Source organism: Cellulomonas terrae, assembly GCF_007990265.1.
Lineage (GTDB): Bacteria > Actinomycetota > Actinomycetes > Actinomycetales > Cellulomonadaceae > Cellulomonas > Cellulomonas terrae.
This window is the reverse complement of record NZ_BJWH01000003.1, coordinates 318,307-345,071: the sequence shown is the minus strand read 5'-3', so window position 1 is coordinate 345,071 and position 26,765 is coordinate 318,307. Positions and strand designations below refer to the sequence as shown.

Annotated in this window: 26 protein-coding genes and 1 tRNA gene; 13 read left to right on the top strand and 14 right to left on the bottom strand. The window is 74.2% G+C overall.

Going from position 1 to position 26,765, the window contains the following annotated elements; genetic code table 11:
- Nucleotides 1-157 precede the first annotated feature (157 nt).
- The 4 genes from CTE05_RS05565 to CTE05_RS05550 are packed head-to-tail and all read right to left on the bottom strand — an operon-like array spanning nucleotide 158 to nucleotide 3,279.
- Nucleotides 158-1,465 carry a Fic family protein gene (locus tag CTE05_RS05565; RefSeq protein ID WP_146845104.1) on the bottom strand — a complete coding sequence of 436 codons (1,308 nt, stop codon included), beginning with the start codon at nucleotides 1,463-1,465 and terminating at the stop codon, nucleotides 158-160.
- A 53-nt stretch (nucleotides 1,466-1,518) separates the two neighbouring features.
- Nucleotides 1,519-2,082: a YbaK/EbsC family protein gene (locus tag CTE05_RS05560; RefSeq protein ID WP_146845103.1), complete on the bottom strand. Its 564-nt coding sequence runs from the start codon at nucleotides 2,080-2,082 to the stop codon at nucleotides 1,519-1,521.
- Complete coding sequence (locus tag CTE05_RS05555) at nucleotides 2,079-2,603, bottom strand: YbhB/YbcL family Raf kinase inhibitor-like protein (protein ID WP_146845102.1); 525 nt, start codon at nucleotides 2,601-2,603, stop codon at nucleotides 2,079-2,081. The genes CTE05_RS05560 and CTE05_RS05555 overlap by 4 nt, the downstream gene beginning before the upstream one ends.
- Before the next feature lie 7 nt (nucleotides 2,604-2,610).
- Nucleotides 2,611-3,279, bottom strand: a complete 669-nt coding sequence (locus CTE05_RS05550) for a Pr6Pr family membrane protein (protein ID WP_146845101.1) — start codon at nucleotides 3,277-3,279, stop codon at nucleotides 2,611-2,613.
- Nucleotides 3,280-3,498: 219 nt separating this feature from the next.
- Between CTE05_RS05550 and imuA' the strand changes: the two genes are divergently transcribed.
- Genes imuA' through CTE05_RS05540 form a run of 3 tightly spaced genes read left to right on the top strand, consistent with a single transcriptional unit; the run spans nucleotide 3,499 to nucleotide 9,795 of the window.
- A complete protein-coding gene (imuA', locus tag CTE05_RS20155; RefSeq protein WP_186814746.1) occupies nucleotides 3,499-4,353 on the top strand; it encodes a DnaE2-dependent mutagenesis accessory factor ImuA' in 855 nt (284 codons plus the stop codon).
- Nucleotides 4,350-6,218, top strand: coding sequence for a DNA polymerase Y family protein (locus CTE05_RS05545; RefSeq protein ID WP_146845135.1), 1,869 nt, complete (start codon nucleotides 4,350-4,352; stop codon nucleotides 6,216-6,218). The genes imuA' and CTE05_RS05545 overlap by 4 nt, the downstream gene beginning before the upstream one ends.
- Entirely contained in the window at nucleotides 6,211-9,795 is a 3,585-nt protein-coding gene (locus CTE05_RS05540; RefSeq protein ID WP_146845100.1) for a PHP domain-containing protein, read from the top strand. The genes CTE05_RS05545 and CTE05_RS05540 overlap by 8 nt, the downstream gene beginning before the upstream one ends.
- Nucleotides 9,796-9,798: 3 nt before the next feature.
- Here the strand turns inward: CTE05_RS05540 and CTE05_RS05535 are convergent, their stop codons facing one another.
- Nucleotides 9,799-11,025, bottom strand: coding sequence for an AI-2E family transporter (locus CTE05_RS05535; RefSeq protein ID WP_146845099.1), 1,227 nt, complete (start codon nucleotides 11,023-11,025; stop codon nucleotides 9,799-9,801).
- A 146-nt stretch (nucleotides 11,026-11,171) separates the two neighbouring features.
- On the opposite strand from CTE05_RS05535, the gene CTE05_RS05530 reads away from it, so the two are divergent.
- The 3 genes from CTE05_RS05530 to CTE05_RS05520 all read left to right on the top strand — a co-directional run bounded on the left by CTE05_RS05530 (nucleotide 11,172) and on the right by CTE05_RS05520 (nucleotide 13,317).
- Nucleotides 11,172-11,254, top strand: a tRNA-Leu gene (locus CTE05_RS05530).
- A gap of 187 nt (nucleotides 11,255-11,441) precedes the next feature.
- Nucleotides 11,442-12,182, top strand: a complete 741-nt coding sequence (locus CTE05_RS05525; protein WP_246123287.1) for an SDR family NAD(P)-dependent oxidoreductase — start codon at nucleotides 11,442-11,444, stop codon at nucleotides 12,180-12,182.
- Between the two features lie 202 nt (nucleotides 12,183-12,384).
- Nucleotides 12,385-13,317: a hypothetical protein gene (locus tag CTE05_RS05520; protein WP_186814745.1), complete on the top strand. Its 933-nt coding sequence runs from the start codon at nucleotides 12,385-12,387 to the stop codon at nucleotides 13,315-13,317.
- A 24-nt stretch (nucleotides 13,318-13,341) separates the two neighbouring features.
- Here CTE05_RS05520 and CTE05_RS05515 read toward each other — a convergent pair whose 3' ends face one another.
- From CTE05_RS05515 to CTE05_RS05505, 3 genes are all read right to left on the bottom strand, one after another.
- Nucleotides 13,342-13,962, bottom strand: a complete 621-nt coding sequence (locus CTE05_RS05515; RefSeq protein ID WP_146845096.1) for a dihydrofolate reductase family protein — start codon at nucleotides 13,960-13,962, stop codon at nucleotides 13,342-13,344.
- Between the two features lie 91 nt (nucleotides 13,963-14,053).
- Nucleotides 14,054-15,184 carry an epoxide hydrolase family protein gene (locus CTE05_RS05510; RefSeq protein WP_146845095.1) on the bottom strand — a complete coding sequence of 377 codons (1,131 nt, stop codon included), beginning with the start codon at nucleotides 15,182-15,184 and terminating at the stop codon, nucleotides 14,054-14,056.
- A gap of 86 nt (nucleotides 15,185-15,270) precedes the next feature.
- The gene (locus tag CTE05_RS05505) at nucleotides 15,271-15,954 is read right to left on the bottom strand and encodes a helix-turn-helix transcriptional regulator (RefSeq protein ID WP_146845094.1); all 684 of its coding nucleotides are present in this window, start codon (nucleotides 15,952-15,954) and stop codon (nucleotides 15,271-15,273) included.
- Nucleotides 15,955-16,071: 117 nt separating this feature from the next.
- Here CTE05_RS05505 and CTE05_RS05500 point away from each other — a divergent pair, with 117 nt between their 5' ends.
- Nucleotides 16,072-16,623, top strand: coding sequence for a DUF1269 domain-containing protein (locus tag CTE05_RS05500; protein WP_146845093.1), 552 nt, complete (start codon nucleotides 16,072-16,074; stop codon nucleotides 16,621-16,623).
- A 2-nt stretch (nucleotides 16,624-16,625) separates the two neighbouring features.
- Here the strand turns inward: CTE05_RS05500 and CTE05_RS05495 are convergent, their stop codons facing one another.
- Nucleotides 16,626-17,063, bottom strand: coding sequence for a DapH/DapD/GlmU-related protein (locus CTE05_RS05495; RefSeq protein WP_246123286.1), 438 nt, complete (start codon nucleotides 17,061-17,063; stop codon nucleotides 16,626-16,628).
- Nucleotides 17,064-17,205: 142 nt separating this feature from the next.
- On the opposite strand from CTE05_RS05495, the gene CTE05_RS05490 reads away from it, so the two are divergent.
- The 3 genes from CTE05_RS05490 to CTE05_RS05480 all read left to right on the top strand — a co-directional run bounded on the left by CTE05_RS05490 (nucleotide 17,206) and on the right by CTE05_RS05480 (nucleotide 19,606).
- Nucleotides 17,206-18,045, top strand: coding sequence for an alpha/beta fold hydrolase (locus tag CTE05_RS05490; protein WP_222595413.1), 840 nt, complete (start codon nucleotides 17,206-17,208; stop codon nucleotides 18,043-18,045).
- Nucleotides 18,046-18,116: 71 nt separating this feature from the next.
- Nucleotides 18,117-18,350 (top strand): helix-turn-helix domain-containing protein, encoded by a 234-nt coding sequence (locus CTE05_RS05485; protein ID WP_146845092.1) that lies wholly within the window; start codon nucleotides 18,117-18,119, stop codon nucleotides 18,348-18,350.
- The gene (locus CTE05_RS05480; RefSeq protein WP_146845091.1) at nucleotides 18,347-19,606 is read left to right on the top strand and encodes a HipA domain-containing protein; all 1,260 of its coding nucleotides are present in this window, start codon (nucleotides 18,347-18,349) and stop codon (nucleotides 19,604-19,606) included. Before CTE05_RS05485 ends, CTE05_RS05480 begins: the two co-directional genes overlap by 4 nt.
- Here CTE05_RS05480 and CTE05_RS05475 read toward each other — a convergent pair.
- The 4 genes from CTE05_RS05475 to CTE05_RS05460 form a co-directional block, all read right to left on the bottom strand.
- Nucleotides 19,580-19,942 (bottom strand): cupin domain-containing protein, encoded by a 363-nt coding sequence (locus tag CTE05_RS05475; RefSeq protein WP_146845090.1) that lies wholly within the window; start codon nucleotides 19,940-19,942, stop codon nucleotides 19,580-19,582. The two genes, CTE05_RS05480 and CTE05_RS05475, sit on opposite strands and share 27 nt — an antisense overlap.
- Nucleotides 19,939-21,297: a DNA polymerase IV gene (locus tag CTE05_RS05470; protein WP_146845089.1), complete on the bottom strand. Its 1,359-nt coding sequence runs from the start codon at nucleotides 21,295-21,297 to the stop codon at nucleotides 19,939-19,941. The genes CTE05_RS05475 and CTE05_RS05470 overlap by 4 nt, the downstream gene beginning before the upstream one ends.
- A gap of 30 nt (nucleotides 21,298-21,327) precedes the next feature.
- On the bottom strand, nucleotides 21,328-21,975 hold the full coding sequence (locus tag CTE05_RS05465; RefSeq protein ID WP_281286154.1) for an alpha/beta fold hydrolase: 648 nt from the start codon (nucleotides 21,973-21,975) through the stop codon (nucleotides 21,328-21,330).
- A gap of 114 nt (nucleotides 21,976-22,089) precedes the next feature.
- Nucleotides 22,090-22,995, bottom strand: a complete 906-nt coding sequence (locus CTE05_RS05460; RefSeq protein ID WP_146845087.1) for a matrixin family metalloprotease — start codon at nucleotides 22,993-22,995, stop codon at nucleotides 22,090-22,092.
- 92 nt (nucleotides 22,996-23,087) lie between these two features.
- Between CTE05_RS05460 and CTE05_RS05455 the strand changes: the two genes are divergently transcribed.
- On the top strand, nucleotides 23,088-23,990 hold the full coding sequence (locus CTE05_RS05455; protein ID WP_186814744.1) for an aminoglycoside phosphotransferase family protein: 903 nt from the start codon (nucleotides 23,088-23,090) through the stop codon (nucleotides 23,988-23,990).
- On the opposite strand, the gene CTE05_RS05450 is transcribed toward CTE05_RS05455, so the two are convergent.
- Entirely contained in the window at nucleotides 23,991-24,512 is a 522-nt protein-coding gene (locus CTE05_RS05450; protein ID WP_146845085.1) for an Lrp/AsnC family transcriptional regulator, read from the bottom strand.
- Between the two features lie 100 nt (nucleotides 24,513-24,612).
- On the opposite strand from CTE05_RS05450, the gene ald reads away from it, so the two are divergent.
- Both ald and CTE05_RS05440 read left to right on the top strand, forming a co-directional pair.
- Nucleotides 24,613-25,731 (top strand): alanine dehydrogenase, encoded by a 1,119-nt coding sequence (gene ald, locus CTE05_RS05445; RefSeq protein WP_146845084.1) that lies wholly within the window; start codon nucleotides 24,613-24,615, stop codon nucleotides 25,729-25,731.
- 9 nt (nucleotides 25,732-25,740) lie between these two features.
- Entirely contained in the window at nucleotides 25,741-26,745 is a 1,005-nt protein-coding gene (locus CTE05_RS05440) for an NAD-dependent epimerase/dehydratase family protein (protein ID WP_146845083.1), read from the top strand.
- The last annotated feature ends 20 nt before the right edge of the window (nucleotides 26,746-26,765 follow it).

Genomic DNA, 26,765 nt, shown 5'->3' with positions numbered 1-26,765 from the left:
CCCGCCGATCACCACGACCGCGCGCTCGGCACCCGCGGCGGGCCGCGCCAGCACGCCCGCGATCCCGTGGGCGCGGCAGACGGCACGGTCCCGGATGACACGGTGCGTCGTCCGGCTCATGCAGGGCACGCTAGCGGCGCGGACCCACACGAGGTCCTCACCGGTGCTGTCCTCGGTGGCCACGGGGCAGGTGGCAGGAGCGCCCGGCGCGGGGGAGCCACGCACCGCACGCGGCATCGGTCGGCGCGTCGACGGCGGCCACGGGGACGTCGACGGCCGCGGCAGGGTCCGGCTCGGCGACGATGCCCGGCTCGGCGACGAGGTCCAGCAGACCGGTGGCGACGTACACGGTCCTGGTGCGGTCCGCCTTCCGGTCGCGCCGCAGCACGCCCGCCTCGGCCAGCGACTCCAGCGCGCTGCGCGCGGCGACCACGCTGATCGCGTGCCGGGTGGCGACCGTCGCGGCGTCGAGCACGGGGTGCGCGGGGAGGTCGGCGACGAGCAGGTGGGCCGTCCCGCGCCGGACGCGGCCGGTCGGCGACCGGTCGCGCAGGTGGGCGTCGAGATCCTCCGTCCGCCGGTGCTGCCAGTCGGTCACCTGCGCCGACAACAGGAGCGCGTCGGCGGCCGCAGCGATCACGGCCTCGGCGACGACGCCCACGATGGCCGAGCCGAGGTCCCCCCGGCGGAAGGCGTCGAGGGCGCTGTAGTAGCGCTCGCGGTCGCGGAACAGGGCGGTGCTGACAGGCAGGGTGAGGTGCGGGGTCACCCCGTACCGGGCGAGGACGGTCCCGATGAGCACCCGTCCCGCGCGCCCGTTGCCGTCGGCGAACGGGTGGATGGTCTCGAGCTGGGCGTGCGCGAGGGCGGCGGCGAGCAGGGGCCGGTGCCGACGCGAGGCGAGGTACGTCTCGAGGTCGTCGAGGAGCCCGGGCACCAGGTCGTGCGGAGGTGCGGTGTAGTGCGCTTCGAGGGGGGTGCGACCGCCGATCCACACGGGCTCGGTGCGGACGCCGGCGTGGCGGGGGGCGATCAGGCGTTGGAGCTCGACGACGTCCCACACCAGCGACACGTCCGGGTCGACGGCGCGCTCGACGGAGGCACGGACCGCGTGCAGGGTGCGGGCGACGGTGACGGCGGACTCCCGGCCGCGCGCGACGAAGTCCGCGACGGCGACGGCGCGCGGCGTCGGCTCGTACCCCTCGATGAGCGACGACGCCGCCGCCTCCGAGCGCACGAGCAGGTCACCGATCTGCCCGAGGGCGGTGTGCGCGGCGAGGTCGGCCGCGTCCCGGGCGCGGCTCTCGGCCTCGTCGAGGAGCGCGTCGAGGTGCGCGTCCTGCGGGACGTCGAGGTCCAGCAGGGAGTCCGGGACGAACGCCTGGTAGCTCCCGGAGCGCGTGAACCGGCGGGGGACACCGTCGGTCACGCGCGGCGTCCACTGCTGCGTGACCCAGGTGCCCATGCCCACCTCCCCGTAGCGTCGTAAAGTTGCCTCCGATGCTACTCGAAGAAAGTTTAAGCGAGAGCGAGTCCGTCGATCAGCTCGACGCCGGGCGCTCGGGCGAGGAGCGCACCGGGCAGCGCGATCTTCGAGCGCCGCACGCCGCTGCCGATGATGACGGTCGGACCGGAGGGGTCGTCCGTCGCGACACGGCCGTCCACCAGCACGCGGTAACGCGCCGGCAGGCCGAGCGGGGTGATGCCGCCGTACTCCATGCCCGACTCCTCGACGGCGCGGTCCATGGGCAGGAACGACGCCTTGCGGACGTCGAGCAGCCGCTTGACCGTGGCGTTCACGTCGGCCCGTGTGGTGGCGCGCACGACAGCTGCGGCCACGCGCTCCTCACCCTCCCGACGGCCCGCGACGAGGACGCAGTTGGCGGACGCCGCGGGCGGCAGCCGGTACGCCTCGGTGAGCGCGGCCGTGTCCGCGAGGTCGGGGTCGATCTCGGTCACCAGGACCGCGTCGGCCACCGCCGGGTCGTCCGCCGCCCATGCCTCGATCGAGGCGTGCGTCGAGACGGCGAGCAGGTCGGGGCGATCGAGCGCGCGGACCCACGTGAGGGTGCCGAGCGTCATCGCTGGTAGGTCCCGACGAGGACCGCCCGGGCGAGCGTGTGGAACAGGACTGCCGTGTTCGCGGCACCGGGCATCGTGTCCGGGCCGAGTCCGAGCGACGGCACGTCGAGGGCGTGCACGACGAAGAAGTACCGGTGCACCTGGTCGCCGGGCGGAGGAGCCGCGCCCACGTAGCGGGCCTCGCCGTCGTCGCCGCGCAGCGCGAACGCCCCGGCGGGCAGGTCCGCACCCGTGGCCAGGGAGGTGGTGGTCGCAGGGACGTCGACGACGGTCCAGTGCCACCAGCCCGCGGGGCCGGGGGCGTCGGGGTCGAAGCAGCTCACCAGGAACGACTGCGTGGCGTCGGGGAAGCCCGACCACGACAGCTGCGGCGAGGTGTTGCTGCCGGCGTCGGTGTTGGTGTGCACGTCCGGGAGGCGCTCGCCGTGCGCGAAGTCTGCGCTCGTCAGGGTGAAGTCGGGGACCGGCGGGAGCAGCGCGTAGGGATCGGGGGCGACGGGGCGGGTGAGGTTCACGGCCATGGCGACATCATGGCGCGGGGACCAGGGGTGCGCGCGGGGTCGGCTCGGGCTCGCGTCGGCCGAGGAGCGCCCGCGCGGGCAGGAGCCGGTCGAGACCGACGAGGGCGAGACCGAGGACGAAGAACCCGACGCCGTAGATCAGCACGTTGAGCAGCAGGCCGCCGTAGCCCAGCTCCGAGACGTCGATGAACCCGTACGGGTAGTCGCTGTCGGGGCTCAGCAGCCCGCGGACCGTGGTGAACACGCAGTACGCCACGGGGTAGAGCAGCCAGGACGCGGCGCTGCGGATGCGCAGGGTGCGGTGCGGGACCATCAGCACGAAGTGCACGAACGCCGCGATCGGCGTGAGCCGGTGCACGATCTGGTCCCGGGTCAGGCCGAGCGCGACGACCTCCTCGCCGGGAGGTGCCGGGTCGAGGATGAGGTACGAGACCAGGCCCGTGATGAGGAGGAAGAGCGTCACGGCGCCGAACACCCAGGGCGTCGGCTCCCGTCGTCCGGCGAGCACGGCGACGCCGCCCCAGAGCATCACCAGCGCCAGCAGCAGGTTCGACTGGTTGGTGAAGTAGACGTAGTCCTCGAGGTCGAACGTCAGCCCCGTGCTGGGCGCCCAGAAGAGGGCGAGGAGGCCGATCGCCGCGAGGGCGAGGCGGAGGATCCCGACGACGACTCGCATGACGTGCCTCTCTGCTGACGGGTGCCGGCCGCGCTGCCGGGCGACGAGAACATAGCCGAGACCTGCGACGTCGCGGCGGCGGGCACGCCGTCAGTCAGCCGACCGGGCGACCCGGATTGACACTGCGCGGAGTGTCAGCGTGTACTGAGATACTTCGAACAGATGTTCGATGAGGTCTCCGGGAGCACCCTCTCATCGGCTGATCGGGAGGAGGGTCGCATGACCGTCGGCACCATGTCGCGCGAGGATCGGGCCGTGCTCGCCCGGGCCGCCCTCGCACGCGCCGAGCAGCGCACGGGCGCCCGCAGCGTGCTGCAGCTGGGCGGTCCCGGGCCCTCGGTCGAGCCTGCTGGGCACGGTGCCGCCGACATCCGGCCCCCTGCTCCGGAGGCCGCCGCCGGCCCCGCGCTGGTGGTGCTCCCGCACCCGCCCGAGGCGCCGGCCGAGCAGCCGAGCGCGGGCATCATCACCAGTGAGCGCCCGCCGATGGCGGTCCCGCCGCCGCTGGCCCCGATCCTGCCCGAGGGGCTGCGCCGCGGCGGCACCACGGTGGTCACCGGGTCGACGTCGCTGGTGCTGGCCATGCTCGCGCACGCGTGCGCCGGCGGGGCGTGGGCGAGCGTCGTCGGCCAGCCGACCATCGGGCTGCTCGCAGCCGCGCAGGCCGGCGTCTCCCTCGAGCGTCTGGCCGTGGTCCCGCACCCCGGCCTGGAGGCGCCGACCGTCGTGGCCGCGCTGCTCGACGGCGTGGACGTCGTGGTCGTCGGCCCGCAGGCCGCCCTGACCGACGCCGAGCGCCGCAAGCTGTCCGCGCGCGCCCGGGACCGTGGGTCGGTGCTGCTGTCGACCGTCGACTGGCCGGGAGCCGGGGTGGTGCTCACGGTCGAGTCCGGTCGGTGGACGGGGATCGACGCGGGCGAGGGACGGCTGCGCACCCACGAGATCCGGCTGGTCCGCACCGGCCGGGGCAGCGCCGCGGTGCCGCGCTCGCTCGACCTGACCCTGCCCATCGGGTCGGCGCCGGTGCCCGTCCCGGCGCAGCAGGCTGCACCCGGTCTGAGGCTCGTGGGATGAGTACCCGCACGACCGTCCTGTGGGTCCCGGACTGGCCGGTGGTGGCCGCCGCGACGTCCGAGGAGGTGCCCCCGCACGTCCCCACCGCGGTGCACGACGGCCGGCAGCTCACCGCCGTGTCCGCCCTCGCGCGGGCAGAGGGCGTGCGCCGGGGGATGCGACGCCGGCAGGCGCAGGGGGTCTGCCCCGAGCTGGTGCTGCTGCCCGCCGACGACGCCCGGGACGTGCGGCTGTTCGAGCCGGTCGCGGCGGCTGCCGAGACGGTGGTGGCGGGCATCGAGGTGGTCCGCGCCGGGATGCTGCTGCTGCCCGCGGGGGGAGCCAGCCGGTACCACGGCTCCGAGGACGCGCTCGCGGAGCGGCTCATCGACGCGGTCGCGGCCGGCTCCGGCCACGAGTGCGCGGTCGGTACGGCCGACGGTCTGCTGGCAGCCGTGCTGGCCGCGCGCACCGGAGCGGTGGTGCCGCCGGGGACGTCGGCCGCGTACCTGGCACCGCGCGCGATGAGCGAGCTGGTGCACGCGGCGGTCACCGACGAGGCGGCGTCCGCGGTGGCCCAGCTGGTGGACCTGCTGCACCGCCTCGGGCTGCGGCAGCTCGGTCACCTCGCCGCGCTGCCACCCACGGACGTGCACGCCCGCTTCGGACGGCTCGGCGCGTGGGCGCAGCTGCTCGCGCGCGGCGACGACGAGCGCCCGCCCGCCCGTCGTCGCCCCGAGGCGGACCTCGAGGTGGCCGCCGACCTCGACCCGCCGCTCGACCGGGTCGACTCGGCGACGTTCGCCGGCCGGCGGCTGGCCGAGGAGCTCCACGCGCTGCTCGTGCAGCACTCGGTGACCTGCGGCCGCCTGCAGATCTCCGCCCGCACCGACGACGGCACCGACCTGGTGCGGACCTGGCGCACCGACCTCGGCGGCTGGGGCGGGCTGACCCCGGCGCGGATCACCGACCGGATCCGCTGGCAGCTGGAGGGGTGGCTGGCCTCCGGTGCGGTCGAGGCCGCCCGGGCACGTGCGGCCGACGACCCCGCCGCCCGCGCACGCTCGCGGGCGGCCCGGGACGCGGTCGCGTCCGGCCGGGACCCCTGGGCGCACGACGACCTGCCGAGCGACCCCTGGCCCGACGAGGACTCGCGAGCGGTCACCCTGGTCCACCTCGCGGTCACCGCCCTCGACGTCGCCCCGGCGGGTGCCGAGCAGGGGCGGCTGTGGGGTGGGCCGTCCGGTGGCGACCTGCGCGCGCACCGGGCGCTGGACCGGGTGCAGGGGATCGTCGGGGGGTCGGGGATCCTCGTCGCGACCCTGCAGGGTGGGCGCGACGTACGCGACCAGGTGCACCTGCAGCCGTGGGGCGAGCAGACCGAGCCTGCGCGGCCCGTGGACCGGCCCTGGCCGGGTCGGCTGCCCGACCCCGCGCCGGCGACGGTGCTGGACCCGCCCGAGCGGGTGGACGTGCGGGACGCGTCGGGGGCGCCCGTGGTCCTCGACGTGCGCAGCGGGCTGCGCGGGGAGCCGGCGTGGGTGCGGTGGCTGCGGCGGGAGGTTGACGAGGCGCCGCCGGAGCCCTCCGGGCGTGCGGGCGCGCTGCGCAGGCGCGAGACGCGCGAGACCCCCGGTCATGCGGCGCGCGGGCGTCGGCGGGCCGAGCCGTGGGACGTCGCCGTCACGCGGATGCAGGTGGCCGACGACGAGCCTCGTGCCGTCGTCGGGTGGGCCGGGCCGTGGCTGCTCAGCGAGCGGTGGTGGGTCGCGGCCGACGACCGTCCCGGCCTGCGGGCGCACCTGCAGGTGATGTTCGACGACGGCCGCGCGGTGCTCCTGGCCTGCACGGCGGGTGGCTGGACGTGCGAGGCGACGTATGACTGAGCGCTCGGCACCCTTCCCTCCGCGGTACGCCGAGCTGCACGCGCACTCCGCGTTCAGCTTCCTCGACGGCGCCAGCCAGCCCGAGGAGCTCGCGGCGGAGGCCGCCCGACTCGGGTTGGGAGCGCTCGGGCTCACCGACCACGACGGCCTGTACGGCGTGGTGCGGTTCGCGCAGGCGGCCAAGGCGGTCGGTCTGCCGACCGTGTTCGGGGCGGAGCTGCACCTGCCGGCACCGGACGGTCGCCGGCACCCGCGCGAGAAGGCGCGCGCCACCCCGGGGCCGCCGGTGCTGGACCTGCCGACGGGCGTCCCGGACCCGAGGGCGTCGCACCTGCTCGTCCTCGCCCGCGGCCCCGACGGCTACCGCGCCCTGTCCCGCGCGATCGCGGAGGCGCACCTGCGCACGGGCCAGAAGGGGGCGGCGGACTACCGGCTGGAGGAGCTCGCGGCGACGGCCGCGGGGAACTGGCTCGTGCTCACCGGCTGCCGCAAGGGGTCGGTCCGGCGCGCGCTCGCTGGCGGTGACCCGTCGGGCGTCGCGGGAGTGAGCGCGACCGGGGTCGAGGCGGCGCGGACCGAGCTCGACCGGCTCGTCGCCCTGTTCGGCCGCGACAACGTGGCCGTCGAGGTCACCGCGGCGGGGGACCCGTACGACACCGACCGCGCCGACGCCCTCGCGCACCTCGCGGCCGACGCCGGGCTCCCGCTCGTCGCCACGGGGAACGTGCACTACGCCACCCCGCGCGACGCCGACCTGGCCGCCGCGCTCGCCGCGGTCCGGGCCCGGTCGTCGCTGGAGGACCTGGACGGCTGGCTGCCCGGCGGCCCGATGGCGCACCTGCGGTCGGCCACCGAGATGCTCGCGCTGCACCGACGGCACCCGTCGGCCGTGGTGACCGCGGCGGACCTGGCCGACGAGTGCGCGTTCGACCTGTCCCTCGTCGCACCGCAGCTCCCGCCCTACCCGGTGCCGCCCGGCCACACGGAGGCCACGTGGCTGCGTGAGCTGGTCCGCCAGGGGGCGCTCGAGCTGTACGGGCCGCCGGGGGCGGAGAAGGTGCCCGGCGCGTACGCGCAGCTGGCGCACGAGCTCAAGGTCATCGAGGACCTGGGGTTCCCGGGGTACTTCCTGGTGGTCTACGACCTGGTCGACTTCTGCCGGCGCAACGGGATCATGGCGCAGGGCCGCGGGTCGGCCGCCAACTCCGCGGTCTGCTACGCGCTGCGGGTCACCGCCGTGGACGCGGTGCGGCACGGCCTGCTGTTCGAGCGGTTCCTGGCGCCCGAGCGCGACGGGCCGCCGGACATCGACGTGGACATCGAGTCGGCCCGCCGCGAGGAGGTCATCCAGTACGTCTACGACAAGCACGGCCGGACGCACGCCGCGCAGGTGGCCAACGTCATCTCCTACCGGCCGCGGTCGGCGGTCCGGGACGCGGCGCGGGCGCTCGGGTACGACGCGGGGCAGCAGGACGCGTGGGCGCAGTCGATCGAGCGGTGGGGGAGCCTGCGACCGAACACCCCGCCACCACCGCCCGAGAAGCCGTCGTCGGTCCGGCGCCCTCGTCCGCACGTCGGCCACGCCGGACAGGTACCCGAGCCTCTCACCACCGCGCGTGACGAGCGCCGGCGCACGCAGGCGTCGATGTGGGGCAACACGTGGGAGCCGCCGTCGGTGCTGCGTGCCGCCAAGGGGGTCGACACGCCGGGGCTGGTCACCGCGGACGGGCACGACGTCGTCCCGACGGTCCTGCCGCCGTCGGCCAGCGACCTCGACGAGATCCCCGAGCACGTCATCGACCTCGCGGACCGGTTCCTGCGCCTGCCCCGGCACCTCGGCATCCACTCCGGCGGGATGGTCATGTGCGACCGGCCGGTCATCGAGGTGTGCCCGGTGGAGTGGGCGCGGATGCCCGGACGCACGGTGCTGCAGTGGGACAAGGAGGACTGCGCGGACGCGGGGCTGGTGAAGTTCGACCTGCTGGGCCTCGGCATGCTGACGGCCCTGCGGATCGGGTTCGGGTTCGTGCACGAGCACGAGGGCGAGAAGCTCGACCTGCACGGGCTGCCCGCCGAGGACCCGCGGGTGTACGACCTGCTCAGCGCCGCGGACACCGTCGGGGTGTTCCAGGTGGAGTCGCGCGCGCAGATGGGCACCCTGCCGCGCCTGCAGCCGCGGACGTTCTACGACATCGTCATCGAGGTCGCGCTCATCCGCCCCGGTCCCATCCAGGGCGGCTCCGTCCACCCGTACATCGAGCGCGCGCACGGCCGGCAGCCCGTCACCTACCTGCACCCGCTGCTGGAGAAGTCGCTGGCCAAGACCAAGGGCGTTCCCCTGTTCCAGGAGCAGCTCATGCAGATGGCCATCGACGTCGCCGACTTCACGCCCGCGGAGGCCGACCAGCTGCGCCGGGCGATGGGCTCGAAGCGGTCGACCGAGCGGATGGAGGCGATGCGGGGCCGGCTGATGTCGGGGATGGCCGGGCACGGGATCGACGAGAGGACCGGCCAGGAGATCTTCGAGAAGCTCCGGGCGTTCGCCGACTTCGGCTTCCCCGAGTCGCACGCCTACTCGTTCGCGTTCCTGGTCTACGCCAGCGCGTGGCTGAAGGTGTACCACCCGGCGGCGTTCTACGCGGGGCTGCTCGCAGCACAGCCGATGGGCTTCTACTCGCCGCAGAGCCTCGCCGCGGACGCCCGCCGGCACGGCCTGGAGGTGCTCCGCCCGGACGTGCAGGCGTCCGACGTGCAGGCGTGCGTCGAACGCCTGGGCCCTGCCCCGGAGGGCGGTGAGCCGCAGCTGGTGCCGACGCCGAGCGGGACCGGTCCCGCCGTCCCTGCGGGGGTGCGCACGGGGGACGGGCGGCGTTCCCTCGCGGTCCGGCTGGGGCTCTCCTCGGTCCGGTCGGTCGGGGAGGACGTCGCGCAGCAGGTGGTCGACGAACGCCGGGCGCACGGGCCGTTCACCGACCTGCGCCAGCTGGTGCGGCGGGTGCAGCTGTCGACCACCCAGCTCGAGGCGCTCGCCACCGCCGGGGCGCTCGACAGCCTGGGGGTCACCCGTCGCGAGGCGCTGTGGGCGGCCGGCGCACTCGCGCAGGAAGGGCCGGACACCCTGCCGGGGGTCTCCGTCGGGGTCACCGCCCCGATGCTCCCCGGCCTGGACGGCGTGGAGGTCGCGACCGCGGACGTGTGGGCCACGGGGGTCTCGGTCGACTCCTACCCGACGCAGTTCGTCCGCGACGGCCTCGACGCCGCCGGGGTGCTGCGGGTCGAGCAGGCGTTCCGCCACGAGATCGGGCGCCGGGTCGCCGTCGCCGGTGTCGTCACGCACCGGCAGCGGCCCGGCACCGCGGGCGGGACGACGTTCCTGTCCCTCGAGGACGAGACCGGGCTGCTCAACGTCATCTGCTCGGCGGGGCTGTGGCAGAAGTTCCGCAAGGTGGCCCGCACGTCACGCGCCCTGGTGGTGCGCGGTCGGCTGGAGCGGGCGGACGGTGCGACCAACCTGGTCGCGGAGCACCTGACCCCGATGTCGCTCAAGGTCCGGTCGGCGTCGCGGGACTTCCGGTAGGGCTCAGGACTGCTTGACGACCTCGTCGTCGTCGATCTCCTCGACGGTCTCGACCGGTTCGACGTCGTCGTCGGACTCGTCCTCCTCCATCGGCGGGTCGAGCGTGCGCAGACGGGAGAAGATCGCCCAGCACACCGCCACCAGCGGGACGGAGATGACGGCGCCGAGGATGCCCGCGGTCAGGGTTCCTGCGGTGACCGCCAACGCGATGACCACCGGGTGGATCGCCACCTGCTTGCCCATCACGATCGGCTGCAGGATGTGCCCCTCGAACTGGCCGATGAGCGCGATGCCGATACCGACGATCGCCGCCGACAGCAGACCGTTGGCAGCGAGTGCCACGATCATCGCGATGACCATCGCCAGCGGCGCCCCGATCAGGGGGATGAACGCACCGATGAACACCAGCACCGCGAGCGGGGCGGACAGGGGAACCCGCAGGACGCTCAGCAGGATGAAGGCCAGGATCCCGTCGGTGACCGCGATGATCACCGTGCCGCGCGTGTACCCGGAGAACGTGTACCAGCCGGCCCCACCGGCGGTCTTCCAGCTGTCACGCACCCGGGACGGCAGCTGGTTGAGGAACCAGGTCCACATCTCGCGCCCGCGCGCCAGGAAGAACACCGTGCAGAAGATCGCCAGCGCCAGGGCGGTGAACACCTCCACCACCGAGCCCGCACCCGCGGCCGCCTGGCCGGCCAGGTCGCCGGCGTGCTCCTGCACCCACTGCTGACCGTTGCTGATCCACTCCGCGATCTGGTCGTTGGTGATGCTGAAGGGCAGCGGCCCGTTCTCCAGGAAGTCGGTGATCTGGCCGATGCCGTCGCTGAACTGCTTGGTCAGGTCGCTCCACTGGTTGGCGATCGAGTAGCCCACGTAGGTGAGCAGACCGAGGAAGAAGACGATGCCGCCGAGGATGGACAGGGCCGTGGCCAGCCCGCGCGGCATGCCCCGTGCGAGGTAGTCCACCGCGGGACGCAGCACGGCGGTGAACACGAATGCGAGGAACACCGCGACGAACAGCAGCTGCACCCGGGACGTGGCGTAGAAGATCAGCGCGACCATCGCGATGACGACGAGCAGCCGCCACGACACCCCCGCCGCGCCACGCAACCAGCGGGGAGCGGTGTGCTCCGTGCCGTAGACGCTCGGGTTGCGTCGCGCACCCGCGACCTTGCGGGCCGTCGGGCTGGCCGACGACCGGCCCGTCGAGCTGCTGGCGTCGGTCATCGGGCTCCCTGCATCACGGCCGAGGGCGCCTGGTCACGGCGCCTGCCGCCAGTGTGCCCCCGGCGGCCGATGCGTGCCCGCCCGCCGCGCCGTGCTATCTTTTCTGCCGCACCTGAGGGCGCCTCCGGGTGCCCCGCGGTCCACCTGTCCGGGTGGCGGAATGGCAGACGCGCTAGCTTGAGGTGCTAGTGCCCGAAAGGGCGTGGGGGTTCAAGTCCCCCTCCGGACACTCGTTGAGACAGCGACGTCGAAGGCCCTGACCAGCAGAGATGCGGGTCGGGGCCTTCGTCGTGCTGCCGGGGACACGTCCATCTCCGCTTCCTGGGGGTGCAGGTCAGGTCGGCGCCGGCGACGGTCGATGCCGGCGCGCGAGAGCATGGAGCCTGCCCTCCCGCGCCGACGAACAGGAGCACCCTGTGACCGAGCTCTCGTACGTGGTGACCGGCGGCAGCCGAGGCGTCGGCCGAGCGATCGCGGGGAGGCTGGCGCAGCAAGGCCACGTCGTCGTCCTGGACGTGGTCGACGCGCTCGACTGGCACGACCCGAGGGTGACCCTGGTGCCGGGCGACGCGCGCGACGCCGAGGCGGCGCGACGGGCGGCGGCCCGCGCGGAGGCCGACGCTCCTCTGGTCGGCTGGGTGAACAACGCGGCGATCTTCCAGGACGCCACGCTCGGCGCCTCGACGAGCGACGAGATCCTCGCGATGATCACGGCCAACCTGGCGCTCGCAGTCACGGGCTGCCACACGGCGGTGCGCCACTTCCTGGATCGCTCCCGCCCGGGCGCGATCGTGAACGTGTCCTCCCACCAGGCCGGGCGGCCGGTCCGGGGCGCCCTGCCGTACGCGACCGCGAAGGCTGCCGTCGAGGGTCTGACGCGTGCCGTCGCGGTCGACCACGGCCCGGACGGCATCCGCACCAACGCCGTCGCGCTCGGGTCGATCAGCACCGCTCGCTACGAGGCGTACCGCGAGCAGCACCCCCTGGTCGACGCGCAGATGGCGGCCTTGCACCCGCTCGGGCGCGTCGGGAGCACCCAGGAGGTCGCGGCCGCGGTCGCCTACCTGCTGTCCGACGACGCGAGCTTCGTCAACGGTGTGGTGCTGCCGGTCGACGGCGGACGAGCGGCACAGGGCGGCGACCCGGAGTCCGTCTAGCGGTCGGCGCCGGGCGCCTCGGCGGTGACGTCGTCGTAGGTCCGGCTGTCCGGCGACCAGGTGAACATTCGCTCCGTCCGTTGTGCCCGGAATGTCCGCGGCCGACCATCGAGTGACGGCGGTGACGTCCGACGGCGCACCCGGTGCCGTCTCGTCCGCCGAAGACAGGGGGCACCACATGAGGACCAGGCTGAGTGCAGTCATGACGACCGGCCTGAGCGCGTGGCTGCTCGGCGTCACGCTCGTCGCGTCACCGGCGCACGCCGCGGCGGGTGATCCGGGGCTCGTGAGGCTCGGTGTCGACGAGTGCGCGCAGGACGTCAACGGGCTCGAGGTGGTCGTCACCGACACGCACGTCTACCGGTTGGGACGGCTGTTCCCGCTGCCGGGCGGCCTCGACTCCGCGGTGCGGATCAACGACCACGGTGACATCGCCGGCACGGACGACGGGGTCGCGGCGCTGTGGAAGGACCGGAGGCTGGTGCGGATCGGTGTCGCCGACCCGTCGGACACCTACTCGTACGTGACCGGGTTGAACGAGCGCGGCGACGTCGTCGGGACGTCCGGCGCGTTCGGTGGGCCGTCCCGCGCCTTCGTCTGGAGCGGGGGCGCGATGCGGGTCCTGCCGGGGCTCGGTGGGGACGCGGGCGCCTCCGACATCAACGACCGCGGCCAGGTGTCGGGGTACGCGTGGGACGCCACCGGGACGCAGCGCGCGGTCCTGTGGGCGCCGGACGGCACGCTCACCACGCTGGGCACCCTCGGTGGGCACAGCCTCGCGACCGCCCTCAACAACCGGGGGGACGTCGTCGGGTACAGCTACACCGCCGGCGGCTCGTCGCGCGCGGTGCGCTGGGCGCAGGGCGCGGCACCCGTGCCCGTCGACGCGCCGGAGTCTGTCTTCGGGATCGCGTCCGACATCAACGAGCGGGGCCGGGTGGTCGGGAACCTGGCCGTCGCGGCCGGTCCGCAGCAGGGCTTCGTCCGCGACGCCACCGGTCCGCTGCGACCGGTGGCGCCGCTCGTCCCAGGCGAGACCACCGTGCTGACGGCGGTGAACGACCACGGGACGGCCGTGGGGTGCGAGTTCTCGGGCGACGTGTCGACCGCGGTCCTGCGGTACGGGCCGCGCTGATGCGGCAGGCCCGCAGGCCGGCGGTCAGCTGTCCGTCGCGCCGGGGACCTTGTCGGTGACGTCCTCGTAGGTCTGCGTCCCGGGCAGCTCGCTCGGGGCGTAGACGAGGTGGATCACGCCGGTCGGGAACACGTCGGAGCGCAGGAGACGCAGCGGGTAGATCGGCTCGCCCTCCTCGAACAGCCGCTCGCCCTTGCGGGCGGCGACGGGGTGGACCAGCAGGCTCAGCTGGTCGAGGAGCCCGGCGGCGAGCAGCTGACGGACGACCGAGATCGACCCGGCGACGAGGATCTTGCCGATGGTCGGGTCGGCCTTGAGCGCGGTCACGGCCTCGACGAGGTCGCCCTGGACGGCCTCGGCGTTCCGCCAGCCGAGGTCCTGGCTGCCCCGCGTCGCGACGACCTTGCGCACGTCACCGAGCTGCGCAGCGAACGTGGCGTCCTCCCCGCCGGCGGTCTCGCGGTCGGGCCAGGCGCCCGCGAAGCTGTCGTAGGTCACCCGTCCGAGCAGCAGCACGTCGACGTCCTCGTAGTCCTCGCCGACCACGGCACCCATGTTCTCGTCGAAGTACGGGAAGTGCCACGCCGGGTCGATCTCGGCGATGCCGTCGAGGGAGATGAACAGGGTGGAGACGATCGTCGCCATCGGGGTCCTCCAGGGGCCGTGGCCGCGCACGTGCTGCGCGGCCGCTCGACACGATCAGACCGCATGCCACCCACATCGGGCCACCGTCGTCTCACCCCACCGGCACCGCCGCGAGGAACGTGCGGATGTCCCCGGCGAGCTCGTCGGGTCGTTCCATCGCCGGGAAGTGTCCGCCGTGGGGGTGCTCGGCCCAGAAGGCGAGGTGTCCGTCCGGGTCGAGGATGCGACGCATGAGGGGCTCCTCGCCGAACGCGACCATGCCCTGGGGGCGGTCGTGGGTCCGTCCCCAGGCGACGGACGCGTGCGCGGCCTCGTAGAGCAGGTTCGCGCCGCCGTCGCCGCCCCGCCCGAACCACGCCACGCTGACCAGCGTGAGCAGCTGGTCGAGGTCGACCGCGTCCTCGGGGAGCTCGCGGTCCGGGTCGGTCCACTCGCGGACCTTCTCCACGATCCAGGTCAGCTGCATGACGGGGGAGTCGGTCAGCCCGTACGCGACGCTCAGGGGGCGGGTCGTCTGTACCCCCAGGTACCCGAAGTCCTCCGCGCGGGCGGCCTTCAGGCTCTCGTGCCGGGCCTTCTCCTCCTCGGTCAGGTGGTCGGTGGGTGGGGTGTACGCGGTCGCGATGGCGCCCGGGTCGGTGGTGACGAGCGACGCGATGACTCGCTCGCCGGCGTCGAGGCACAGCTGCTCGCTGACCCCGGCACCGACGTCCCCACCCACCACCACGTACCGCTCGTAGCCGAGCGCGCGCATGATCCGGTCGAACGCCTCGGCGGTCCGCGCGATGTCCCAGCCGTGCCCCGTGAGCGGGGTGGAGAACCCGAAGCCGGGGATCGACGGCGCCACGACGTGGAACGCCGGACCGTCCTGCGGGTCGGCCAGCGCGGGGGCGAGCGTCGCGAACTCGACGAACGACGCGGGGTAGCCGTGGCAGAGCAGGAGGGGTGTGGCGTGCTCGTGGCGGGAGCGCACGTGCAGACCGTGGACCGGCTGACCGTCGACGTCGGCGAGGAACTGGGGCATGCGGTTGAGGCGCTGCTCCTGGGCGCGCCAGTCGTAGGCCGTCCGCCAGTGCTCGGCCAGGCGTCGCGCGTAGGACACCGGGGTTCCCCGCTCCCACCCCGAGGTGAGGTCGGCGGGCCAGCGGGTGCGGGCGAGCCGCTGGGTGAGGTCGTCGACCTGCTCGGTCGGGATCGCGATCTCGTACGGCCGGATGTCCATGGCGGTCGGTCCTCTCCGTCGGCGTGGTGGGTGCGGTCCGAGCCAACCGGAGTGCCGTCGGGGTGTCTTGAACGGGGACGACACGGTCAGACGGGCTCGTCGCGGCCCTGCGACTGGCCGGGCGTGTACCCGGTCAGCCGCTTGAGCTCGCGCGTCAGGTGGGACTGGTCCGCGTACCCGAGCCGGTGGGCGACGTCTGCGATCGCCTCGCCGCGCTGCAGCCGGGCCACGGCCTCGCGTGCCCGGGCGATCCGACGCACCTCACGCGGGCTCATCCCGGTCGCGTGCGTGAAGTGGCGCTCGACGGAGCGCGGCGAGAGCGGCACCGGGCCGCCGTCGAGCGCGGCCTCCACGACGTCGTCGTGGGCGAGCAGACCGGTGCGGGCGAACGACTCGACCAGCGCGTCGACCAGTGCGTCGTCCGTCCCCGGGAACGGCCACGCCGACCCGCCCAGCAGGAACAGCCCGGGGGTCGGCATGGTGAGCCGTTCGGTGCGGTCGCGCATCGCGTCGACGGGGACGTGCGTGAAGTAGGCGCCGGCGGCGAACCGGATGCCCACGTTCCGGTTTCCGGCCGTGTAGGGCACGGGGGTGGGCTGCGTCGACGGGCCGCTGAGCAGCACGCGCTGCCCGTCGGCGCTGATCGTGAAGATCAGGTCCCAGCGGGCGTCGGCGGACGCGAGGTACGTCCCGTCACTCGTGTCCTGGGTGTGCCACACGACGTCGACGAACACCGACGACGACGCTCGCTCCTCGTAGAGGAAGCTCATGCCCGTCGAGCGTAGACCGGGCGCCTCACGCGCCCTCTGTCTGCGCCCGGGGGACTGGTCTACGGTCGATATCGCACCACACCGGACATCGACTCTCTGCGGACCAAGGAGCTCTTCATGTCGGACGACCAGCCCACCGATGTCGTCGCCGCCCTCTCGGACGGTGCGTACACCCTCTTCGTGGCCGACTTCGCGGACACCGGCACCGCCCTGTCCGCGTACGAGGCGCTCAAGTCGATCGAGGACGGCAGGACGATCGAGATCGACGGCGTCATCGTCGTCTCGCGTGCCGAGGACGGGACGCTGGAGATCCAGAAGGCGACCGACCACAGCACCCGGCACGGTCTGACGTGGGGAGTCGTCGGGGGCGTGGCGCTCGGCCTGATCTTCCCGCCGTCGATCATCGGGAGCGCCGCCGTCCTGGGTGCCGTGGGTGCCGCGACGGGCAAGGCGCGGGAGCTGAAGCACCGCAAGGGGCTGGCCGAGGAGCTGCAGGACGCGATCCCGCCGGGGCACTCCGGCCTGCTGGCGCTGGTCTCCGACCCGGGCGCGGTCGAGATCCGCAAGGCGCTGGCCCGGGCGGACGCCATCGTCGAGAAGGCGATCGACAAGGTCGAGGCCGACGAGATCAAGGCCGCCGCGGAGGCGGCCAAGGCCGAGGCCGGCTGAGCCTAGGCCGCGGTCCCGAAGTCGGTGCGGGACGACCGTCGGCGGTCGCCCAGGACGACGACGCGGTCGGCGACCCGGGCGTCGATGGCCACCCGGGCGCCGGCGGCGACGATCACGCCCGCGCCGAGCCGGGCGTTGGCGCCGATCCGGGCACCGTCGCCCACGCGCGACCCGGCTCCGAGGTGCACGTTCTCGCCGATCCTGACGTCGCCGCCGATCGTCACGTCGCGCTCGATCCAGCAGCCTGCGCCCACCCGGGTGCCGTCGCCGAGCACCGATCCGGCCTCGACGTACGCGGACTCGTGCACGGCCGCGCCGTCGGCCACCGTCGCGGTGACGTCGACGAGGCCGCCGCCGTTCGGGTGGCGCCGGTACACGCGGACCTCGCCGTCGGCACCCTCGATCGGGACGGTGCGTCCTTGCACGTCGTTGTCTGGCACGTCACGCTCCTGGTCTGCTCGTCCTCGCGTCCTGCCATCCTCCGAGGGCGGGGGGGCGCCCGACCAGTGACCTAAGACCTGCGACGGTAGGGGGAGTCGTGCCCAGGACGACACGAGCCGGAGCCGGGAAGGTCGACGGCCGGTGACCGAGCGGATGGTCGACGTGGCCGACGGCGTGCGGCTGTGCGTCGACGTCTCCGGTGCGGGGGAGCCGCTGGTGCTGGTGCACGGTGCGGGGTGCTCGTTGGTCGCGTGGCCGGACGGGCTGGTCGACCTGCTCGGGCGGAGCCACCGGGTGCTGCGCTACGACGCGCGCGACCAGGGTCGCTCGACCACGTGGCCGGTGGGGGAGCCGGGCTACGGCATGCGCGACGTGGTGCACGACGTGCTCGCGCTCCTCGGTGCGGAGGGCGTCGACCGGGCGCACGTGCTGGGTGTGTCCGGCGGGGGACTCGTCGGGCAGCACCTGGCGCTCGACTTCCCGGCGCGCGTGGCGACCCTGACGCTGGTGAGCAGCACACCGGGCTCGGAGGGCCTGCCGGGGATGTCCGACGACCTGCGTGCGTTCGTCGACGGCGGTGCCGAGGAGCCCGACTGGGACGACCGCGACGCCGTCGTCGCGTACCTGACCGAGCTGGAGCGACCGTTCCAGCGCGGCGGCTTCGACGAGGCGCTCCAACGGGTGATCGCGCTGCGGACGGTGGAGCGGTCGAACGACGTGCGGGCGGCGACCACCAACCCGTTCCTCGTCGACCCCGGTCCGTCGTCCCGGGACCGGCTCGGGGAGATCGCGATCCCCACGCTGGTGGTGCACGGCGCCGACGACCCTCTGTTCCCGCTGGCGCACGGCGAGGCGCTCGCGCGGGAGATCCCGGACGCCGAGCTCCTGGTGATCCCCGACGCGGGCCACGGGGTGCCGCCGCGGCACGCGTGGCCGGAGCTGGCTGCGCGGGTGGAGAGCCTGACAGCACGGTCACGATAAGGTGACATCGGTCCGATGTAACGATAGTGTGTCATACGTCTGATGACACGATATCCGCACATGGAGGATCGATGGAGGACGCACCCACCGCCTGGGCCTGGGTCACCCGCCCCACCGACCTGGGCGACTTCCTGCGCGACCGACGCCTGCAGCGCGGGCTGACCCAGGCCGAGCTCGCCGACGAGCTCGGCATCTCCCGGCGCTACGTCGTCGAGATCGAGCAGGGCAAGCCGAGCCTGTACACCGACCGACTCTTCGCCGTCCTGCGCGAGCTCGACATCGTGCTCAAGGCCGAACAACGATGAACAGGGCCCTCGACCTCTGGCTCTACGGCACCCGGGCGGCGACCGTCACCAGCCGCGCCGACCGCCTCGACCTCGTCTGGTCGGACGCCGCCGTCGCACGCTGGGGCGTCGGGTCACGCGTCGCCTCGCACCTGCTCCCGCTGGCCACCACCGACGGAGCGCACCCCGCACGGGTCAGGGCCTGGCTGGAAGGGCTGCTCCCCGAAGGGCGCACGCGCACCGCGATGGCCGTCGAGCACCGGATCGACCCGGACGACACCCTCGGCATCCTCGGCATCTACGGCAAGGACACCGCCGGCGCGCTCGTCTTCGTCGACGAGGGAGCCCCCGACCCCGCCACCACCGCGCACCTCGAACCGATCGACCGCGACGAGGTCGCCGCGATGCTGCGCCGATCGGCCTCCTACGGGACCGCGGACGGTCGCCTCGACTCGTTGACCTCGCTCGCCGGCATGGAACCCAAGGTCGCCCTCGCCCGGCACGCGGACGGCTGGGCGCGCGTCCGCGCCGGAGCCGCATCGACCCACATCATCAAGCTCTCCCGGCCGGCGCGGTCCCCGACGCGCGACCTCATCGACACCGAGGCCGCGTCCCTCGACCTCGCCCGACGCATCGGCCTGACCACCGTGGACGCCTCCGTCGAGCAGTTCGAGGACGTCCGCGCGATCGTCGTCTCGCGCTACGACCGGGTCGTGTCCGACGGGCCGACCGGACGCATCCACCAGGAGGACCTCGCCCAGGCGCTCGGCATCAGCACGTCCGACCCCGAGCGCAAGTTCCAGCGCGGCCGTGCGCTCCCGTCGTACGCCGCAGCCGCACGCGTCCTCACCGACGGCGGCGCCCGCACCGACGACCTGCTGCGCCTCGTCACCTTCACCGTCGCGATCGGCAACACCGACGCGCACGCGAAGAACCACTCGTTCGTCCGGCACCCCGACGGTGCACGGCTGAACCTCGCGCCCGCCTACGACATCTCGATGCACGAGCACACGACCGTCTCCTCCGGGCGGCTCGCCCTGGCGGTGTCCGGCAAGGACGCGATCGCGACGATCACCGCCGCGGACCTCGCGGACGAGGGACGGTCGTGGGGCATGGCGCCGCGCCGCGCACAGCGGGTCGTCGCGCAGACCGTCCAGGCGGTCGACGACGCGCTCGCGGACGTCGACCGGGACGCGCACCCCGGGGTGTCGCCCGCGGCGTGGGGGAACGTCCAGCAGCGGGTCGGTCGGCTAGCCGGGCAGCTCGCGCGTCTCTGACGTCAGGGCACCGCCGGCGTCGCCGGTGTTCTGCGTCCCGGCGAGCTCCACCAGCAGGGCCGACACCTCCTCGTCGGCCCGCGGGCAGTGCTCGACCCCGCGCGGGACGACGTAGACGTCCTGTGGACCGAGCCGGACGTCGCCGTCGCGCAGCTGGAGGGTCAGGACCCCGGAGACGACCACGAACATCTCGTCGGTGTCCGGGTGGGTGTGCCAGACGAACTCGCCGAGCAGCTTGACCACCTTGACCTCGTGGTCGTTGAACCGGGCGAGGAGGTGGGGCTGCCAGGGCTCGGGCACCTGGTCCAGGGCGGTCTGGATGTTGCGCGGCGTCATGCGTCGAGCGTAGGAGTCAGCGGTGGGACGAGCAGCAGCGGGTCGGTGTCCAGGTCGACCACCTGGGAGCGGGCGGGCGGGGTGTCCACGCTCTCGAACCGGACCGTCGCCTGCCGCCCGCGGACGTGCACCACCCACCCGCGACCGAGCGTGTCGTGCTCGATGTCGAGGCCGGGACGAGCGTTCTCCTCGGTCAGCAGCCCGAGCGCGAGCGGGACGTCGGGCACGTCGTCGGCGACGTCGAGCGAGGGCTCGTCGTCGTCGTCGTCCCAGGGCAGGGTCAGCTGCGCGTGCGGGGACAGGTTGTGGAACGAGACCCCGAGCAGCCGGACCGAGTCGCTGATCCCCGCCGCGCGTGCGGCCTGGTGCGCGGCGGCGCGCAGCTCGGCGGGCTCGGCCGACGGCTGCGCGAGAGTGACGGACCGCGTCAGCGTCGTGAAGTCGGCGAACCGCACCTTGGCGACGACGGTCCGGGCGCCACCCCCGTGCGCGGTGAGCCGGCGCAACGCCTCGTCGGTGACCCGGTCGACGGCCGCGGCGATCAGGTCGGTGCCGAAGATGTCCTGCGCGAACGTCCGCTCCGCACCCACCGACTTGCGCTCACCGCTGACGGCGACCGGCCGAGGGTCGATCCCGCGGGCCAGGCGGAACAGGTTCACGCCGGACGACTCGCCCACCGTCATCGTGAGGATGTCGAGCGGCTGCCGTCGCAGGTCCGCGACCGTCCGGACGTCGAGCCGCTCCAGGGCGGCCGCCGTCGCCGGACCGATGCCGGGCACGGCGCGCACCGGCAGGGGGAGGAGGAAGTCGTCCTCGGCGGCGGGCTCGACCACGAGCAGCCCGTCCGGCTTGCCCGCGTCGGAGGCCAGCTTGGCGACGAGCTTGGTGCGGCCGATGCCGATGGAGACCGCGAGGGCGGTGAGCTCGCGGATCCGCGCCCGGACGTCGGCCGCCGCGGCGGCAGGGTCGTCGGCGAAGGGGCCGGCCTCGAGGTCGACGAAGGCCTCGTCGATGCTCAGCGGCTCGACCAGCTCGGAGAGCGTGCCGAGCGTGGCCATGATGAGGCGCGAGTACGCCGAGTACGCCTCGAACCGGGGGAACAGGACGGCGGCCGCGGGACTGAGCCGGCGTGCGCGGCTCATCGACATCGCCGACCGTGCCCCGGCCCGGCGGGCCTCGTAGGACGCCGTCGAGACGACGCCGCGCGGGCCGGTCCCGCCGACGAGCACCGGCCGGCCGCGCAGCGACGGCTTGTCGCGCTGCTCGACCGCGGCGAAGAAGGAGTCCGCGTCGGCGTGCAGCACGGTCGCGCGGGTCCGCAGCCGGGAGGCGTCGGCGAGCTGCACGGGGTCCACGCCCCTACTGTGCCTGGCCGGACGGCCGGATCACGCGATGGCGAGGCCGCCGCGGTGCCGCAGCTCGTGCAGGGCGTCGAGCAGGATGCGGTTGAAGGCGACGGGCGCGTGCGCGTTGACGTCGTGGCCGGCGCGCGGGACGACCATCAGCCGGGTCCCGGGGCGGGCCTCGAGGTAGCGGCGCTCGTCGAGCCTCAGCGGGTCGCGGCGTCCGTTGACGAGCCACACCGGCACCGCGGTGCCGCGCAGGTCCGCCAACGGCGAGTAGCCCGCGAGCGCGGTGAGCATGTCGGTCACCACGTGCCAGTCGGGGCCGCCGAGGCGCAGCGCCCGCGCGAGCACGCCGGAGGCGCGTCGGTAGGCGGCGAGGGGCTTGCCCTTGATCTCGGTGGAGCAGCCCGCCAGGACGACGCCCGCGATCTTGTGCTCGTTGCGGCGCGCGTACGCGAGGCTCGTGTAGCCGCCCAGGGAGAGCCCGACCAGCAGCGGGGGCTCGGTGCACGACTCGACGGCGTCGTCGATGGCGGCCAGGGCACCGTCGAGGCTGAAGCGTTCGTGCGACCGTCGGCCGTGGCCCGGCAGGTCGATGGCCACGGTGACGTGCCCGGACCGCTCGAGCGCGTCCACCTGCCGACGCCAGATCACGGACGAGGTCCGCGTGCCGTGCACCAGGACGATCGGGCGACGGTGGATGACGACTCCTGACGGGGGTGGCGATGGCGACGTGTCACGGTACGCCGCCCACCTGGGAGTTCCGGGGTGAAGTCTGGGGATCGGGTGTGAAGGGTTCGGTCAGACGTCCGGCGCGCACTCGCCCGCGCCGAGCGCCGCGAGCCCGGCGAGGTCGCCCGCGCCGAAGACGGTCCGCGAGACGTCCGTGCTCGGGTACATGAGCTGTGTCGGGTCGTCGACGTGGTCGAGGCCGACCAGGTGGGCGACCTCGTGCGTCACGATGCCGAGCGCGGTCGCCTGGGTCGCCGGGAAGGCGGCCAGCGCACCGATGTCCTCGCTGTCGAGGGTGACCGACCCGGTGACGTAGACGCTGCGCCCGGCGCGGGTGACGGACGCGGAGCCGGCGATCCCGGCGACGTCGTCGGTGAGGTCGGGGGTCTCGGCGGCCGTCGACCAGGCGACGAGCACGGGCGCCCAGCGGCGTCCGTAGACGTCGGGCTGGTAGGCGTCACGGTCCGTGTCGGGGGCTTCCTGCGTCGGGCCGTCCTTCACGAACTGCAGGCCGGTCGCGGCCGACACCTGGGCGAACGCGGTCCGGATCAGCTCCTCCCCACGGGCGGGCGCACCGTCGGGCCGGACGACGTAGTGGATCGGCCGGCAGGGGCTGTAGGTGACCGGACCTGCTCCGTCGGGCTGCATGGCGGTGAACGCGAAACCTGTGGTCGCGGTCTGACCCAGCGGCGGCGCGCCGAGGGGTGCCGCCGCCTCCTCCAGGCCTGCCGGCGGACCGAGCTCGCCCGACCACGACATCCACCAGGAGGCCCCGGCGGCGACGAGCCCGGCCAGCAGCACGGTCAGGAGGACGACGCCGGGTCGCGGTCCGCGGCGCACGCGCTCCGCAGGCCCGAGGAAGCGCACGGCGGCCTCCTCGGCGGGGGTGCGCGGGTGGGGCAGGAGGAGGGGGTGCGGGTGCGCGCCGCGCGCGTCGACCCAGGGGTTGAGGCCCTGCGGGTCTCCAGCGCTCACTGCGTCACCCCCTGCGTCCGGCGTCGGTCGCCGCAGGATCGCATACGCTGCCGCGAATCTGGAACGCGCATCCGAGTGAGAGGGGACGGGCCGTGCCCGGTGTGGTCGTCCCGCCGCTCCTGCGCGACCGGGTCGGCCGTGCGCCCGGTGGCGCGGCGTGGATCGACCGGCTCCCGGCCCTGGTCGCCGACGCCACGCAGCGGTGGGGGCTGCGGCTGGGTCCGCCGTTCACCGACGGGGCGGCGTCGTGGTGCGCACCGGCCACCCGGAGCGACGGCCGCTCGGTCGTCCTCAAGCTCTCCTTCCCGCACGACGAGGCGCGGCACGAGGCGGCGGCGCTGCGTGCGTGGCACGGGCACGGCGGCGTGCAGCTCCTCGGGGCGCACGAGGACGACTGGGCGCTGCTCCTCGAGCGCGTCGAGCCCGGCACGCCGCTGTCCCGGGCGCCCGGCGGCCCGGCTGAGCGTCTGACGGCGGCGGCGGACGTCGCCCGCGCGCTGTGGTCTGCCGCCGGAAGTGACGTCGAGGTCCCCGGGATGGTCGACGTGTGCGCCGGCTGGGCGGACGTGCTGGAGGACCGCGGGTCGCGCCACGGGGTCGACGTCGCCCGCGCGGGGGACCTGCTGCGGACGCTGCCGGCCTCGTCGGGCGTGCTCGTCCACGGCGACCTCAACCCCGGCAACATCCTCGCGGCGGGAACCGGGCGGTGGCTCGCCATCGACCCCAAGCCGATGCGCGGCGACCCCGCGTACGACCTGTGGCCGCTGCTCGAGCAGGTCGACGACCCGTTCGGGCACCCGGATCCGGAGGCCGTGCTGCGCGACAGGGTGGTGCTGCTCTCCCGGCTGCTCGACCTCGACGCGGACCGGGTCGCGGCCTGGGGCCTGGCCCGGTGCACGGAGTCCGCCCTGTGGGTGTGGGACCAGCTCGGCGACGAGCGCGTCGCGCGGTCGATCCTCGGGCAGGCCGCCGTCTGGGCGCGGGTCGCCGGCTGATCAGATCGACGCGGTCCCCGGGGCGTGCACGTGCTCGAACACCAGGCTGGTCTGCGTGTGAGCGACCTCCGGGCGGGTGCTGAGGTGCTCCAGCACGAACGCCCGCAGCTCGGGGGAGTCGCGCACCGCCACGTGCACGAGCACGTCGTCGACCCCCGCGAGCAGGTACACGTCGCGCACCTCGGGCCGCTGTGCCAGCCGGTGCGCCACCTCGGTGAGGCGGGCGCGGGCGGACGGCTGGAGCCGCACCGCGATCATCGCCTGCAGCCCTCGTCCGACGGCCTCCGGGTCCACCTGCGCGTGGAACCCCCGCAGCACGCCCGACTCGCGCAGGGCCCGGACCCGGGCGTGGCACGTCGACGGGGCGATGCCGGCGAGCTCGGCGAGCTCCTTGTTGGAGATCCGCCCGTCCCGCTCGAGCTCGCTGAGCAGCCGCCGGTCGACGTCGTCGAGCTCCACCGTCCCGAACGCCATTCGGCGCGGACCGGCAGGAGGGATCCTCGACGAATCAGCGACGGACATGACGCGAATCTAGCGAATCATCGCTCTGCGTGACCCGTTCGCAACACAGGAAGTTCAGAATGGGGAGAACTGCCGAAGCCCAGCCCGGACGGAGACCACCATGAAGGTCGGCATCCCCAGCGAGGTCAAGAACCACGAGTACCGCGTCGCGCTCACCCCCGCAGGCGTGCACCAGCTGGTCGGGTCCGGGCACGAGGTGCTGGTCCAGTCCGGCGCCGGGACGGGCTCGGCCATCACCGACGAGCAGTTCGCGGCCGCCGGCGCGACGATCCTCGCCGACGCCGCGGAGGTCTGGGGGCGTGCCGACCTCGTCTGCAAGGTCAAGGAGCCGGTCGCGTCCGAGTACGGGCACCTGCGCGACGACCTGGTCCTGTTCACGTACCTGCACCTCGCGGCGGACCGCCCCGCCACCGACGCGCTGCTCGCCGCCGGCACGACGTCCATCGCCTACGAGACGGTGCAGCTCCCCGACGGGTCGCTGCCGCTGCTCGCCCCCATGAGCGAGGTGGCCGGTCGGCTCTCCACGCAGGTCGGCGCCTACCACCTCATGAAGAACGAGGGCGGCGGCGGGGTGCTCCTCGGCGGTGTCCCCGGCGTGGACGCCGCGAAGGTCGTCGTCCTCGGCGGCGGTGTCGTCGGCCGGCACGCCGCCGAGATCGCCGTGGGGATGCGCGCCGACGTCACCGTCCTCGACGTGTCCATGCCGCGGCTGCGGGACACCGACTCCGCGTTCGGCGGGCGCGTCCGCACCATCGCGTCGAGCGCCTACGCCATCGAGCGCGAGCTCGTCGACGCCGACCTCGTCATCGGCGCCGTGCTCGTGCCGGGAGCCCGCGCGCCGCACCTCGTGACGAACGAGCTGGTCTCCCGCATGCGACCCGGGTCCGTCCTGGTCGACGTCGCGGTGGACCAGGGCGGCTGCTTCGAGGACACCCGTGCCACGACGCACGACGACCCGACGTTCCTCGTGCACGGGTCGGTGTTCTACTGCGTCGCCAACATGCCGGGCGCCGTCCCGGTCACGTCCACCCGGGCGCTGACCAACGTGACGCTCCCGTACCTGACCGCGCTCGCGAACCTGGGGTGGACGGCGGCGACCGCAGCCGACCCGGCCCTGGGCGCTGGGCTGACCACGCACGACGGGCAGCTCTACAACGCCGCGGTCGGCGAGGCCCACGGCTACCCCACCCACGCGACGGCGGCGAAGGCCCTCGCCTAGCCTCGGTCCATGGCGACGGCGCTGGTGATCGGTGGCAGCGGGCAGATCGGGCGGGCCGCGGTGCCCGCCCTGCTCGCGGACGGCTGGGACGTGCGCGTCCTGGCGCGGCACGAGGCTGACGTCGGCGACGCGCGGCTCGTGCTCGGGGACCGACAGGACCCCGACGCGCTCGACGCGGCGCTCGCCGGAGGCGTCGACGTCCTCGTGGACGTCGTCGCGTACGACGACCGGCAGGCGGTCCCGCTCCTCGAGCGGGCCGACCGGATCGGGTCGGCGGTCGTCGTCTCCAGCGCGGCCGTCTACGTGGACGACGCCGGCGCGGGTCTCGAGTCCGACGTCTTCGGGTCGTTCCCCGTCCCGATGACCGAGGACCAGCCGACCGTCGCGGCGGGTCGCGACTCCTACGCCACAGGCAAGGTGGCGCTCGAGCAGGCGTGGGCGGCGTCGTCCGTCCCGACCACGGTGCTGCGCCCGGGCGCCATCCACGGGCCCGGGTGCATCCAGCCTCGGGAGTGGACGTTCGTGAAGCGGGTGCTCGACGGTCGCGACGTGCGGGTGCTCGCGTACGACGGTCGGAGCAGGTTCCACACGACCTCGACCGCCGTCCTGGGCGAGCTCGTGCGCCTGGCGGCCCGGCACCCCGAGGACCGGGTGCTCAACGCCGCCGACCCGGAGGCGCTCACGGTCGCCGAGATCGCCCAGGCGGTCGACGCGGCGCTCGGGGCGACGTCGCGGCTGGTCACCGTCCCCGGCGAGCCGGTGGACGACGTGGGGCTGACGCCGTGGGCGGTGCCGCGCCCGGTCGTGCTCGACATGCGGCGGGCGGCCGACCGACTCGGGTACGTCGCTCCCGGGGGGTACGCGGACACCGTCGGCGCCTGCGTCGAGTGGCTGGTCAGGGCCGCGGCCGTCCGCGACTGGCGCGAGGCCTTCCCCGGGTTCGTCCGGATGGAGGCGATGGGCGACTTCTTCGCATACGCCGCCGAGGACGCGTACCTCGCCCGCACGTCGTGAGGGGCGGACGCCGGACCCGT

Excerpts from the sequence above, each read along its gene's own strand:
- CTE05_RS05565 (WP_146845104.1), bottom strand. The coding sequence starts at position 1,465 with ATGGGCACCTGGGTCACGCAGCAGTGGACGCCGCGCGTGACCGACGGT.
- CTE05_RS05560 (WP_146845103.1), bottom strand. The coding sequence starts at position 2,082 with ATGACGCTCGGCACCCTCACGTGGGTCCGCGCGCTCGATCGCCCCGAC.
- CTE05_RS05555 (WP_146845102.1), bottom strand. The coding sequence starts at position 2,603 with ATGGCCGTGAACCTCACCCGCCCCGTCGCCCCCGATCCCTACGCGCTG.
- CTE05_RS05550 (WP_146845101.1), bottom strand. The coding sequence starts at position 3,279 with ATGCGAGTCGTCGTCGGGATCCTCCGCCTCGCCCTCGCGGCGATCGGC.
- imuA' (WP_186814746.1), top strand. The coding sequence starts at position 3,499 with ATGACCGTCGGCACCATGTCGCGCGAGGATCGGGCCGTGCTCGCCCGG.
- CTE05_RS05545 (WP_146845135.1), top strand. The coding sequence starts at position 4,350 with ATGAGTACCCGCACGACCGTCCTGTGGGTCCCGGACTGGCCGGTGGTG.
- CTE05_RS05540 (WP_146845100.1), top strand. The coding sequence starts at position 6,211 with ATGACTGAGCGCTCGGCACCCTTCCCTCCGCGGTACGCCGAGCTGCAC.
- CTE05_RS05535 (WP_146845099.1), bottom strand. The coding sequence starts at position 11,025 with ATGACCGACGCCAGCAGCTCGACGGGCCGGTCGTCGGCCAGCCCGACG.
- CTE05_RS05520 (WP_186814745.1), top strand. The coding sequence starts at position 12,385 with ATGACGACCGGCCTGAGCGCGTGGCTGCTCGGCGTCACGCTCGTCGCG.
- CTE05_RS05515 (WP_146845096.1), bottom strand. The coding sequence starts at position 13,962 with ATGGCGACGATCGTCTCCACCCTGTTCATCTCCCTCGACGGCATCGCC.
- CTE05_RS05510 (WP_146845095.1), bottom strand. The coding sequence starts at position 15,184 with ATGGACATCCGGCCGTACGAGATCGCGATCCCGACCGAGCAGGTCGAC.
- CTE05_RS05505 (WP_146845094.1), bottom strand. The coding sequence starts at position 15,954 with ATGAGCTTCCTCTACGAGGAGCGAGCGTCGTCGTCGGTGTTCGTCGAC.
- CTE05_RS05500 (WP_146845093.1), top strand. The coding sequence starts at position 16,072 with ATGTCGGACGACCAGCCCACCGATGTCGTCGCCGCCCTCTCGGACGGT.
- CTE05_RS05485 (WP_146845092.1), top strand. The coding sequence starts at position 18,117 with ATGGAGGACGCACCCACCGCCTGGGCCTGGGTCACCCGCCCCACCGAC.
- CTE05_RS05480 (WP_146845091.1), top strand. The coding sequence starts at position 18,347 with ATGAACAGGGCCCTCGACCTCTGGCTCTACGGCACCCGGGCGGCGACC.
- CTE05_RS05475 (WP_146845090.1), bottom strand. The coding sequence starts at position 19,942 with ATGACGCCGCGCAACATCCAGACCGCCCTGGACCAGGTGCCCGAGCCC.
- CTE05_RS05450 (WP_146845085.1), bottom strand. The coding sequence starts at position 24,512 with ATGTCCGTCGCTGATTCGTCGAGGATCCCTCCTGCCGGTCCGCGCCGA.
- ald (WP_146845084.1), top strand. The coding sequence starts at position 24,613 with ATGAAGGTCGGCATCCCCAGCGAGGTCAAGAACCACGAGTACCGCGTC.
- CTE05_RS05440 (WP_146845083.1), top strand. The coding sequence starts at position 25,741 with ATGGCGACGGCGCTGGTGATCGGTGGCAGCGGGCAGATCGGGCGGGCC.